We start from the raw sequence: 12,466 nt of genomic DNA, 5'->3' as shown, positions 1-12,466 counted from the left end.
GCGCCCCAGAAGCTTACTCAAATCCTACTTCCATCTCTGGCTTCAGCCCCACCCGCATAAATCCGTTTGAAATCTCGCGCTGAAAAACGTGTTATTTCGGGATGGTGCTAGTGTAGTGTTTCAGAAATACCGCTGAAAATAATTTGCCCAGCGCTCGTGCAGCGCGAGCGACTGAGGCAAGGATGTCCTTGGCTTTCTTATGCCACCGAAATGGCTTCGGGTTTTGGTTGCAGGTTTCCATGTGGTGTTCGATCGACGCCTCAAGATCCTTAACGCTGACATGTGCCTGGCCCTTGATCTACTTGTTGCTCAGCGTTGAGTAAAACCGCTCAACCAGATTCACGTAGCATCAGTCAATTGCTCCATCTCCATCTCTAGGTTCCGCTTTAAGCGGAGCCTTCTGAATAGTATCCCTCGTCAGCCGCCTTTGCGCTTGGAGCAACCGCGGCTGCAAGCATGTGAGTTTTGAGTTGGCGCCCTTTCCAACACAAAGTTAAAACTGACTAGAGATTTCAAAAATTATAGAAAATTAGTTCAACCCCTATGAACTTAGTGAAGCATCAAGCGGTCCAGGGCAATGGATAACTTCACCGAATACTAAAAAATCACGCTTATAGAGCGCCCTCAAGAGAGAGGCCATAAAAATAGATCAAAATTGCTAACGCCCACATTTATTCTCGCTGAAATTCGTGATAGCCACTCGAATAAGATATTGCAAGTCTTCAGAATATAAATTCATCATGCCTTTTTGAAAATCAGGGCTCTGCAGATATAATGCATGATATGTAAGCTGAGCAAGAAGCACACTTTCCCATTTGGCATCGTAATCAGTTAACGCACCTATTTGTTCTGCAGAAAACAAAAGAAATGCAACGTAATTTTCGTACTTTTCGTATCTGATTTTATTTTTCTCGAGCCGTTCCAATCCCTTTCTTCCGCCATAGCAGGACTGTGCGGAAAATTCAGGATTATCTATTGCGAGAGAAATATATTCTTTATAGATTATTTTTGCGGACGCGTTTTTTGATTCACGCAGCTGAATTCTTGACGACTCCTTTGATTCTTGCAATTGAACCCATGCAACACAGGCCGCAGCTATAGCAACTATTACAGTCAATAAAGCGCAAACAGCGCTGAGTTTTTCCGGAACTCTACTCGTGGATTGTAGCTTTAACACAGCAATCACGATATAGATCAGAAAAACAACAAAAAGAAGTCCAACAGAACCACTCAATAATTCCAAGCAACTCAAATTCCCCTCCAGCAATTTCACGCCCATACACTTTTATAAAGTAGCTTTAATAATCTAAGTCTATCTGTCTTTTGCCAGTTCTTGGCATCAGATCATCGAGCGTTACTCGACTAAACTGGCCAGATCAAACCCATTCATTTTCGACAACCACATGTCATCTGTACGATTATTGCGATGCGAATTATCGATACGTGAAATTTACCAATAAGCAATTTTCTTTATTTGTGAAGGCGTTATAAAACACCAACTGACGCAATAGCAGCATAATGATGTCACAGAAATAGTCGATAGAAAAGCCAGCCATTTAGCGTTACCAAAAATATTTGATCGCCTATCGAGTTTTTCAGAATGGTCCTACACTGTTATCAGTTGACCTTCTGCAGCCATCAACCTAAAGTCATTGCGGCGCCTAAGAAACGCCTCACGTAGCGGTCAATCCGCCCCGACAGATGCGGCTTTTTTCTGCCTGTGGTCTAATCCTGCGCGCAGAAAACGTGTTATGTCGGGAGCGGACTAATACAACACCCGCAAGGGGAATACGTCCGGTCCGCTACGTGGGATTTCTTAGCTCCCGACACCCAGCCCTAAGAAAGCTGAAATCACGTAGAGGTATTGGAAATGCCTACCAAATCCAACAATTCTAGGCGCTTCGCACATGCGTTTCGCCTGATCAATTCTCAGAGGATCACGGAGGCCTGCCATGACTGACCTTCAGACTCCCACCCTTTTCACCCGCCACAACCGCCCCCTCCACACCCTCTGGCTCGAATCCCAAGCCTGGTTCTGCGCCCACGAACTCGGCCGGCTGAGTGGTCACTTCTACGACGAACACTGCATGCGCAAGCTCGACCCGGATCAGTACCGCTCCGTGCAGTTGCTGCGCTATGGCAAGTACCAGGAAACCACGATGGTCAGCGAATCCGGGGCTTATACCTTGTTGGCGCATCACCATGTACCGGAGAACCGGCATTTGCGCTGGTGGCTGACGCATGAGGTGGTGGCGGTGCTGCGTGATCGGCAGGAGGACGGGGTGAAGGATGTTCCGCGACTGGGGCAGATGTGCTGGCCTGGGGGGCGGAGCGCGACGTTGTTGTATTGGCAGAGTGAGCCTTGGGTGAGGATGCGGGATATGCCGGTGGTGCTGGCTGGGGAAGTGCAACAGCTGCCGCCGGTAGAGAGGCCGAAGTTGAGTTGGCGGGAGTGTGCGCAGCGGGCGCTGCGGTTGCATGGGGTTTAAGCGGCGGGTTTGCCTGGGCGGGCCTCTTCGCGGGTGAACCCGCTCCCACAGGTACTGCGCTGGCTTCGAGCTCACGCTGTACCTGTGGGAGCGGCTTTAGCCGCGAACACCGGCGCAGCCGGTGCCATGCACCGCGTCGCCTGCTTCGCGGGCTTGCCCGCTCCCACAGGTACTGCGCTGGCTTCGGGGTCACGCTGTACCTGTGGGAGCGGCCGTGGCCGCGAACACCGGCGCAGCCGGTGCCATCCACCGAGGCGCCTGCTTCGTGGGCTTGCCCGCTCCCACAAATGCCGGTGACATCCACAGCTAGTTCATTTGCTTGCCTACAACACCACTGCCCTGCTACTTCCCCTCCCCAACCGGCTCCACCCGCTGCACCACGATCTGCATATGGCTCGCCATGTCGCTCAGTATCACCTCCCCTTCCTTGTACTCCGGGGTGATCATCAGCGAGCGGACAAAATGCTCGTTGCCACCTTCGCGCTTTTGCACGTTCTCGAACGCCACGATGATCGTGTCGTTGCGCCAGTTGCTGATGTCGAAACCGCCCGCAGCAACGAACTCACTAATGTCGCGCTCGTCGTTGAACACATTGGCAGGCAGGATCAGCAGGCGGTCCTTGAGAAACACCTGATAATACTGGCGAGGCCCCACCGGCCAGTTCTGCTCCACCACGTGTTCGATGCGCCAGTGATGGACGTTATTCTCATAGACCACGACACGCTCGACCTTATGGCCATTGCAAGCAACGAGAAAGGGCAATAGCAAACCACCGAGCCAGGTACGCGTTCGGCGCAGATTCATCCCGATCCCCTCGTTACATCAGAGAAAGGTGTCATTTGGAGGTTTTAGCCGCGCGACGGTTGATTTTTCGGATGTCCCGATACTCCACCAGGCGCACGCGCATCTCGCGGTAACGCTGGCTGTTGATGATCAGCAGAGCCAGCAAACCGAACACCAGGACGGAAATGTACGCCCCCATGTGCGGGCGATAACCGTAGCTGGGCAATGCGGCGAGCAAGGCAACCACGAGGATGCCGATCACACCGCGCACGCCCCAGGCAAAGCCACGCACCATGGCGATATGCGAGGCGGCGCTCACTACACCGGCTGCCGCCAGCACCATCACCGAGAGTTCAGGGTCTGAGCTGCGCATATAGGTGGAGAACACCAGCGAGACGGTGCCGCCCAGCGCCATACAGGAAAAGAAAAACTCGGCAATGAACACGCCGAAATAACGGGAAAGAAACGCTTGCAGCTCCTGGTCACGGGTCACTCGGTAATCTCCTCGTAAAGCCCCACGGCAACCGATTGGACGAAGCTACTGCTGCCAAAGCCCGACAAGCCGCCTATCGAGTCTTTGATCAAGGTACGCGTGGCATGCTGAATTTCGGTAGGGGTAAAACGTTTGATCGCAGTACCCGCCGCTTGCTTCAGCTTGAGCTGCTTGGCAGTGAGCGACGGATGCTTGATGAGCAGAAGCTCCTCGGCCAGCGCCTTGCGTTGCTGCCGCGACAGGCTATGGAACAGCTCCCTCCAGCCCTTGCCGGTAGCCGCTTTGCGAGCCTGCAGGAACCGCACGGTGTTCAGGCTCGATGCGCCCACACCTGCCAGCGCGACGCCGTCCAGTATGCTCATCACGGTCTGGACCGTGTCGTTACTGTCGAGCCAGTCGTTCTGCCCTGGGTCGAACACTTCGTTGAACACTCGGTACCCGCCCATCATGCACTGCCCGGTACCCGCAGCCGCGGCGGCATAACCGACCGCCGTCAACACCATGCTGGCGCCGCCAGTGAACGGTACGGCAATGGTGCCACTGAACATGACGACCCAACCAAGATAGGCCGAGAGGCAACCCAGACTGGCGTTCACGGCCTCTGCCATCACCTTGCGCTCACGCGCGCCGGTTTGCAGCTGGGTCATGAACTGTTCAGGTGACTTGTAAGGTGCTGCCTCCTGCAGAATCACACGCTTGGGGGCAATGCTGCAGATAGGCTTGAATTCGCGCAGGACGATCACGTTGTACTCGGCATCGATATAGACAACACCAGCACCCACGATACCCGGGTCGGCATCGATGGCCCTGAACAGCTTCTGCTGGTCGACGGTCAGCAGCAGCCGCTGACGCGCCATTTGCTGCCGGTAGCCGCCCAGGGCGCCGGACATCAGATCAGTCACGACAACTCTCCTTGATTCGAAAAGCCGCTGCGCCGGCCCACGCACGCCCCGTGCAGGTCAGGCGACCTGCCAGGGGCTGCACGTGCACCAGCGCGAGCGCAACGGAGCGTGGGTTACACGTTCGGGCAAGGCACCGGCGCCCAGTCACCCATGTCGGGGCTGCGGCACATCTTGTTGACCTGGTCGACGCCAGCATTGGCCACCTGCTGGGCTTCGGCTTTCTTGGTAGTGGCCTTCTGCAGGGTCTTCTCGGTGGCGACCGCCTCTTGCGGCACGTTCGTGTTCACCTTGACGGCCTGGGTCTTCTTCTTGCCAGTGGTGGTCTTGGGCGGTTCAGCCACGGTCGCTACGTCGGTACGGGCCACGCCAACCTGCTTGAGGTCCTGCTCGTAGGCCTGGGTGTAGTTGTCGAGGTTTTCCGCAACGCGGCCGTTGACGGTGGCCAGCAGCTTGTTCGACTCCTGCAGGCCCGAGACGATCTCGGCCAGGCGCTTGCGCCCTTCGGTGTCGTTGATGCGGTTGGCCTTGCGGCCGTCGATCAGGCTGGTGAACTCACGCTGGTAGCAGCTCTGCGAAGCCTTGGCATAGGCCGTGGTGCGGTCCAGGTCGGCAGCGCTCTTGTCGATGTCGGTGGCGTACGAGGCAATGCGCTGCTTGTCGTCACTGATCTGCTTCTGGCGCTCGGTGTAGTAACCGGCCGCACCGCCCACCAGGGCACCACCCGCCGCACCGATGGCGGCATTGCGGCCGCGGTTGTCGCCGTCGACCAGGGCGCCGGTCAAGGCACCGCCGAGGGCCCCGATGACGGCGCCTGTGGCAACCGAGCGGGTCATGTCACCGTCGGTGGAGCGCAGGTGCTGCACGGGCTCGTAGCAGCTCGGGTAGTACTCGACCTTGGTCGTGGCACCAACCTTGGACACCGGAGAGCTGGAGCAGCCCGCCAGCAGGACAGTGCTGAAACCGGCGGCGAGCAGCAGGGCGGAACGGGCATGGGTAGCCGTGAAGATGGTCTTGAACATGTCACTTTCTCACGTGGGTGGTTAAAACGGGGGGCCTCATGCCACCCCGCGCTTGCGTCAGGCAGAAGCCACTACGAAGGCCGCGCGGCGGCCGATGCCAGGAGCTCCTTGAGGATCGTTGCCGGGTCGGCCCGCCGGTTCTGGCGGTACTCCCCAACATGGCGAACGAACAGGGTCGCGCGGCTCACCAGGCTCTTGCCCAGGACCGGTTTGCGGTTGAGTTCTTCCTTGACCCGCTGGAACTGCGCCTGGATCACCGCATCGGTGTAGCGCGTACCACTGGCCAGGTTGTCGATGTAGATCGCCACGGCGCCATCGAGGGCGGCGCGGCCGTTGGCGATGGCTGCGGCGTACATGCTCACGGTGGTCTGGTCGCCACGCGCCTTGGCCTCGGCCTGGGTGTTGCGCAGGTTGGTCAGGCGAATGTTGTAGTTGTTGATGGTCTCGGCCACCAGCGCGGCAGACTGGATCAGGTTGCCGGCAGCCTCTTCGCGCTGGCGACCGATCAGCGAAACGCTGCGCTTGAGTTCTTCGTTGACCAGCCCCAGCTCGGCCTGCTGGCGCGGGTCGGCGGTGGCGGCGATGATGCTGTCCAGGCGCTTGGTCGGGTCCTGCACGGCATCAATATCGTCGGTCAGGCTGGCCAGGCGCCCTTCCTTTTGCCACTGCTCGAACAGTTCCTGGTAACGCGAACGGGGTGCCGACAAGGCGCCGATGGCCACCCGGAAGCCTGTGGTCTCGTTGCGCTGTTCGGTACCGTCAGCGCCGAACAGCGGGTACTCGCGGCGCATGCCGGTAAACAGCGTGCCCTCGCCTTCCAGGTAGTTGCCGCCCTTGACCACGAAGCCGCCATAGGCGCCTTGCAAGCGGCCGGCATGCACCAGCTGGAACGACTCCTGAACCATTTCGGCGGCATTGCCGATCACATCGAACAGCCCCAGCGGGTTCGGCAGCCGGGTACCGATCGGCATCAGGCGTGCGGCCTGCCCGGTGCCGCCAGCCACCTGGTTGAACACTGCCCAGTCGCCAAGCGGCCCGTCGCTGTCACTGCCCTGGACCTTGCGCGGGAACAGCCGCCCTTCCAGTTCCTGGCGGCTTACCGCAGAGCCGCCACGGGCAGCGAACTCCCACTCCACTTCGGTGGGCAGGCGCACAAAACCGACCCCGCCGTCCTCGGCCTTGCTGCCCCGGCCACTGACCGGCAGCAGGTCCCGGTGATGCTTGAGCAGCCAGGCACTGTAGACCGCGGCAAAGCGCTCGGCCTCGAAACGCGACAGCTTGACCTTGGGCAGGCGCCCCGCTGCCGTGGTATCGGGCTGACAGGCCGGCGCCGCCTCGCCGCTGGCCAGCGACTGGGCCTGAGCCATCACCTGGGCATACTGCCGGGCGCTGACCTCGTACTTGCCGATGAAATACATCATCGGCTTGAGCGGACCAGCCTGGTCGAGTACGGGCAGGTTGGGGGCGACAGCCTTCTGCCAGGCGGGCGAAAGGTCCTGGAGGCTGAACTGGCCATTGATGAAGTCACGCCGATATCCGGAAATGAACGACTGTTGGTAGCCGGCCTCGCCCTCGCTGAACGGGTAGCCGAGGTTGACCTCGCGGTCGTCCAGGCTGCCCTGGGCCAGCACGTAGACGCTGCGCAGTACCAGTTCGCCGCCGCATGGCAGCGGCAGGCTGACGTCGCCCGGCAAGGGCTTGGGGTTGTCCAGCTTGCTGGTGTCGACCGGCTGTGCCGGGGCGCTGGCGGCAGCGGCGTTGGCCGGCTTGGCCGAATTGGCAGGCGGCTCGTCGGTACCCGGCGAACAGGCCGCCAGGCCCAGCGTGGTCAGAAGCAGGGCCGTAGCCCCGAGGCGAAGTTCAGACATCACGAATTCCTTGACTGGCATCGATGCGCGTTACCCGCCAGCCACCCAGGGCAGCAGCGGCTGTGCTGGCCAGCAGCACCGCAGACAACGCAACGAAGTAATGCATGGGCAACAGATGGCTGGCGTATTCGCCTGGCACCTGCGTGAAGATCCGGTTGAGGCCCTGCTCGGCCAGCAGGTACAGGGCGCCGGCAACTGCGGCCGCCAGCACGCCGCTGTACAGCGCCTGCAGCACCACGAACAGCAGCAGCGCGGCCGTGCCGAACCCCAGCAGGCGCAGCACCGCCAGCTCACGCTGCTTGCGCTGTACCGCCGCCACCGCGCCAGCGGCGATGGCTGCCACGGCACCGGCCACGGCCAGGCTGGTGATGATCCAGAACACCAGGTCAAGGTTGCGGCTCAGGGCCTGCACCTGGGCGATCTGCGCTGCCTGGGTCGATACCAGCCACTTGCGTTCGGCAAAGTAGGCGCGCAGCGTCTCGACATCAGCCAGCCCACGGGCATACAGGCGAAACGCCGGGTATATCCGCTGCGCATCATTGCCTGCGGCCTCCCCCGGCCAGCCCAGCGCCGGCACGCCGCGCCCGTCGCGGTAGTCCTCGACCGCTTCGAGCAGGGCCAGGGAAGCAAACAGGCCATCGCGCTCGAACGCCGCCAACGGCAGCACGGCAGCTACCTGCAGGCGCGTCTGGCGCCATTGCACCTGGCCGGCCTGCTGCCGGCTGAAGCTGGCCTGTAGCTCATCACCGGCAGCGGCACCGAGCTTCTCGGCAGCGGTAAAGCTCAGTACCACCTGCTGCAGGCCCTGCGGCGGCGGCACCTGTTGCAACAAGGGGTCACCGGCAGCGGTCGGCAGCATCTCGACGGTTACCGCACGCCCCTTGGCAGGCAGCAGCAGCTCTGCAGTGGCGGCGATCTGCCGGGTCCGCGCGATGGCGAAGGCGACGTCCGGTCGCTGCCCCAGGGCATCGATGAAATCGGCGCGGAAACGGCCCCCGCCCAAGGGAATGATCTCGCGTACGCTCGGGTCGCGTTGCAGCCGCTCGGTCAGGCTGCCGACCAGGCCGAACTTGAGACCGAACAGCACCAGCAACGGCGCGATCACCGCGACCAGCGCCAGCACGCTGCACGCCGACAGCCGCGCATCGTTGCGGTAGTCCTGCCAGGCCAGGCCGGCGATCAGCCACGGGCGCATCAGACGGCCTGCGCCAAGGTGGCGGTGACGCCGCCGTCGGCATCGCGCCGGCAGGCCATGCGCAGCACGCTCAACCCGGCCCGGCGCGCCAGCGCTTCGTCATGGGTGGCGAGCACGCAGGTCACCTGGCGCGCCTGTGCCTCGCGCAGCAGCAACTGCATGACCCGCTCGGCGTTCACCGGGTCCAGCGCTGCGGTAGGCTCGTCGGCCAGCAACAATGCCGGCGCATGCGCCAGGGCCCGGGCGCAGCTGACACGCTGACGTTGCCCCAGCGACAACGCGGCAGGTTTCTTGGCCAGCTGGTCACGCACGTCCAGCGCCTCGGCCAGGCGTTCGACGCTGCCGTCCTCGCCCAGCCCCAACAGCTGCCGTGGCAGGCGGATATTGCCGCGCACATCGAGGAAACCGAGCAATCCGCCGGCCTGCAGCACGTAACCCAGCTGGCGGCTGCGCAGCGCCGCCAACTGGTCGAGGCGGCGCTGGCGCCACAGGCCAGCCACATCGGTGCCGGCGAAGACGAAGCCCTCGGCGGCATCCGGCGCCAGCACCAGCGCCAGCAGGTCGAGCAAGGTACTCTTGCCGCAGCCGCTGGGGCCGACCAGGGCCACCCGTGCCCCTGCCGCCAACTGCAGCCGGTCGATCTGCAGGCTGTAGCGCTGGGCACCCTGGCCGCGCGTCTTGTGCACCGCGTGCAGGTTGATCATCACGGCAGCGTCGACAGCGGTACACGGTACAGGGCATCGCCCGGCTCGGCCTTGCCGAAGCGCACCCAGTTGGCCATGTCGTTGTGGAAGGTTTCGTACAGGCGGATCTTCGAGTCCAGCTCGTCGATGAAATCCTCCTGTTCGGCCACCGACAGCGACAGCCACAGGTCCTCGGTCATGCTCAGGGACTTGCTGCGGTATGGCAGGCCTTCGAGGTATTCGCCCAGTACCCCGCCCTGGGCCAGGTTTGCGCCCTTGCGCAGGGCACCCGGGTCGCGGCTCATGTAGGCGCTCGCGCTGGCGATCTCGTTGAAGAAATCACCCGGCGAACTGCGGGTCTTGCGCGCAGCATCGACGATCAGCTTCAGCGACTGCTGCAGGTCATTGAGCTGCAGCTTGGTCAGCATCACGCACACCTGCAGGCTCGGCAACGCCGGGTTGGCCAGGTCATGGTCGGCGGCCCAGGCGCTGACCAGTTGCGGCGCCTGGCTGGCGCCGTTACGGCCGAGGAAGTCCATGTGCATGGCATAACCGATCGCCTGGGACTTCGCCGCCAGGCTCGCGCCCGAGCCCAACTGGGGCAACGGCTGTGGCTGCTGTTCACGCACCTGGTGCACCAGTTCGGCGAACGTCGAGCCGATCTCGCGCACGCGCTCGCCAAAGGCGCCCACATCGCCGCCCGGCACAGCCACGTAAAGGTCACCGATCTGCGGGTTGCTGTCGGCGGTAAGCACGCGGTACTGGCTTTCGGCAGCGCCATGGGTTTTCGCACCGGCCGGGGTGCGCAGGTGCAGGGCGTAGATCCTGATCTGCTTGCTCAACGCAGCCTGGCGAACCTCGGCCTCGTTCATCTGTGTGCTGCTGTAAGGGTCGTTCTTGCGCAGGGCACCGGCATCGCTGACCAGCAGGACGATGCGCCCGCCATAGCCCGACCAGTCCATGCCCTCCACGGCCTGCATCACGCCGGCAAAGGCATCTTCGTTGAACGAATGGCTGGAGACGCTGGTGGCCTTGACCTGCGCGGCAGCCTTGAGGAAGCGCGCCGGGTCGCGGCCCTCCTCCAGGCTGACCAGGGTCTTGCTCAGGTAGTCCAGGCCCGGGGTGCGCTTGACGCTGTTGCGAAAGCCCACCAGGCCGAAGCTGACATTGCCCAGCTCGCCCCGTGCAGCCAGTTGCGCCTGCAGTTCGCTGACCACCTGGCGCACGCGGTCGATGTAGGGTTGCATCGACACCGACGTGTCGACCACCAGGACGATGCCGGTACGGAAGCGGTTGTCCGTTGCCACGGCCGCACCGGCAGCCGTGGCCGCCTGGCTGCGAACGCTGCTGCCGGGGTCGATGGAGGCGACGTTGAGTAACTGCACCGGCTGGCCGTCGGCGCCGAAGCTTTCGCGGTAGTCGAAGATCGGCATCAGGTAGAACTGGTTCTGCGGCACCGCGCTGGCGGCTGGCTCCAGGGCCAGCACCTGGGGCACCTGGTCGGGCTCGTTCTGCGCCTTGAGCAGGTCGGCGCGGGCCTTGCCGGTGTCGTCGAGCAGTTGCTGCAGGTCATCGGCCTGGCGCATGAACATCACCGGTGAACGGCCGGAACGCTCGGTAAACTTCAGCACCAGGCTTTGCTTCCAGTCGCTGGTTTGCGCCGCAGGCAACCAGCCGTCGCGCTGGCCGCTGCTGGAGGCGCCAACTTCCAGCCAGGGCTGGCCGTCGATGTCCTTGCGCTGGTACACGTACAGCACCGAGAACGCCGGCAGCGGTTCACCCGCGCTGTCACCGGGCCGTGCGCGCAGTTGCGCTTCGGGCTTGCTCAGCACGCGTTGGAACAGGGTTTTCTTGCCCGGCATCAACAAAGGCCGGCCGTCTTCGCTGGCCGCTGGCGGTGGAGCGGTTGGCGCCAGCGGTTCGCTCGCGGTTTGCGCCACGGGTGGCTGCACATCCGGTTGGTCGCTGCCACTGCGCAACCAGAACAAGGTCGCGCCCAGGCCAAGCGCCGCGGCTATGGCCACGGCCAGCATGGCCTTGGCCGGCATGGCCGAGGCTGGTTTCGGCGGCGCAGCGGGCCTGGGCCGGGACGGCTCCTTTGCAGGCGTGGGTGAGGCGACCGGCTCGGCCGTGGCCTGCGGAATATCGATGGATACCGGCGTCAGCCCGCCAAGGTCAGCCTTGCCCGGCATCGCGACCGGCAATGGCCGGATCACTGTGCTGTCCTGGTCATCGGCAGGCAAGCGGTCGAGTGCGGCCAGCAACGCGTCGGCATTGGCGAAGCGTTGATCAGGGTCCTTGGCCAACAGCCCGCGCAGGATGTCCTGGTAGCGCCCGTGCTCGATGGGCAGCTCCGGTAGTGGCTCGGTCAGGTGGGCCAGTGCGGTCGACAACGCATCGGTGCCACGGTAGGGCAGCTCGCCGACAAGGATCTCGTACAGCACCACTCCAAGCGCATACAGGTCGGCGCGGCCGTCGATGTCCATGCCCCGCGCCTGCTCCGGGCTCATGTAGCTCGGGGTGCCTACGGCGAAGCCAGCCTGGGTGAACTGGGTGCGGTCATCCAGCGACTTGGCGATGCCAAAGTCCGAGAGCACCGCCGTGCCGTCGGCGCGGAACAGGATGTTGGCCGGTTTCACGTCGCGGTGCACCAACCCCTGGCCGTGGGCATAACCCAGCGCCTGGGCGATCTGCCGCACGTACAGCAAGCCCTGCTCGGGTGCAAGCCCGGCGGCGATGCGCTCCTTGAGGGTGCCGCTGGGCAGGTACTCCATGGCCATGTAGTACAGCTCGCCGACGTTGCCGATGTCATGGATGGTGGCGATGTGCGGGTGCGCCAGCCGCGCCAGGGTGCGCCCTTCGCGCAGGAAGCGCTCGCAGAAGGTAGGGTCGGCGGCAAGGCTCGCGGCCATCACCTTCAGCGCCACCTTGCGCTGCAGCGAGCGCTGGGTGGCCAGGTAGACGCTGGCCATGGCGCCCTGGCCAATCTCGCTGTCGATGTCGAATCCGGGAATCTGCATGTTCGGGGTGCTCT

10 protein-coding genes and 1 pseudogene are annotated in these 12,466 nt (G+C 62.5%); 1 reads left to right on the top strand and 10 read right to left on the bottom strand.

From position 1 onward, the window contains the following. Nucleotides 1-91: 91 nt before the first annotated feature. Nucleotides 92-346 (bottom strand): annotated as a pseudogene (locus tag ABIB24_RS21955) (hypothetical protein); the annotation flags it as partial. A 312-nt stretch (nucleotides 347-658) separates the two neighbouring features. Beyond that, a complete protein-coding gene (locus tag ABIB24_RS21950) occupies nucleotides 659-1,273 on the bottom strand; it encodes a hypothetical protein (protein WP_354317229.1) in 615 nt (204 codons plus the stop codon). A gap of 679 nt (nucleotides 1,274-1,952) precedes the next feature. Between ABIB24_RS21950 and ABIB24_RS21945 the strand changes: the two genes are divergently transcribed. Then, on the top strand, nucleotides 1,953-2,489 hold the full coding sequence (locus tag ABIB24_RS21945; RefSeq protein ID WP_354317227.1) for a BRO-N domain-containing protein: 537 nt from the start codon (nucleotides 1,953-1,955) through the stop codon (nucleotides 2,487-2,489). Between the two features lie 342 nt (nucleotides 2,490-2,831). Here the strand turns inward: ABIB24_RS21945 and ABIB24_RS21940 are convergent, their stop codons facing one another. The 8 genes from ABIB24_RS21940 to ABIB24_RS21905 form a co-directional block, all read right to left on the bottom strand. Then, complete coding sequence (locus ABIB24_RS21940) at nucleotides 2,832-3,293, bottom strand: hypothetical protein (RefSeq protein WP_354317225.1); 462 nt, start codon at nucleotides 3,291-3,293, stop codon at nucleotides 2,832-2,834. A gap of 31 nt (nucleotides 3,294-3,324) precedes the next feature. After that, nucleotides 3,325-3,765 (bottom strand): hypothetical protein, encoded by a 441-nt coding sequence (locus ABIB24_RS21935; protein ID WP_354317223.1) that lies wholly within the window; start codon nucleotides 3,763-3,765, stop codon nucleotides 3,325-3,327. Beyond that, entirely contained in the window at nucleotides 3,762-4,655 is an 894-nt protein-coding gene (ssp4, locus tag ABIB24_RS21930) for an Ssp4 family T6SS effector (protein ID WP_038408275.1), read from the bottom strand. Before ssp4 ends, ABIB24_RS21935 begins: the two co-directional genes overlap by 4 nt. Before the next feature lie 125 nt (nucleotides 4,656-4,780). After that, the gene (gene tagQ, locus ABIB24_RS21925; protein WP_025340301.1) at nucleotides 4,781-5,686 is read right to left on the bottom strand and encodes a type VI secretion system-associated lipoprotein TagQ; all 906 of its coding nucleotides are present in this window, start codon (nucleotides 5,684-5,686) and stop codon (nucleotides 4,781-4,783) included. Between the two features lie 71 nt (nucleotides 5,687-5,757). Beyond that, nucleotides 5,758-7,554 carry a formylglycine-generating enzyme family protein gene (locus ABIB24_RS21920; RefSeq protein WP_354317221.1) on the bottom strand — a complete coding sequence of 599 codons (1,797 nt, stop codon included), beginning with the start codon at nucleotides 7,552-7,554 and terminating at the stop codon, nucleotides 5,758-5,760. After that, nucleotides 7,547-8,749, bottom strand: coding sequence for an ABC transporter permease family protein (locus ABIB24_RS21915; protein ID WP_025340303.1), 1,203 nt, complete (start codon nucleotides 8,747-8,749; stop codon nucleotides 7,547-7,549). The genes ABIB24_RS21920 and ABIB24_RS21915 overlap by 8 nt, the downstream gene beginning before the upstream one ends. Beyond that, nucleotides 8,749-9,453, bottom strand: a complete 705-nt coding sequence (locus ABIB24_RS21910; RefSeq protein WP_274079071.1) for an ATP-binding cassette domain-containing protein — start codon at nucleotides 9,451-9,453, stop codon at nucleotides 8,749-8,751. The genes ABIB24_RS21915 and ABIB24_RS21910 overlap by 1 nt, the downstream gene beginning before the upstream one ends. After that, entirely contained in the window at nucleotides 9,453-12,452 is a 3,000-nt protein-coding gene (locus tag ABIB24_RS21905) for a serine/threonine-protein kinase (protein ID WP_354317218.1), read from the bottom strand. Before ABIB24_RS21905 ends, ABIB24_RS21910 begins: the two co-directional genes overlap by 1 nt. Nucleotides 12,453-12,466: the final 14 nt, after the last annotated feature.

The sequence above is a fragment of the Pseudomonas sp. UYEF17 genome (genome assembly GCF_040546125.1).
Lineage (GTDB): Bacteria > Pseudomonadota > Gammaproteobacteria > Pseudomonadales > Pseudomonadaceae > Aquipseudomonas > Aquipseudomonas putida_Z.
The sequence above is the reverse complement of the archived record's forward strand: the minus strand, read 5'-3'. Positions and strand labels throughout refer to the sequence as shown.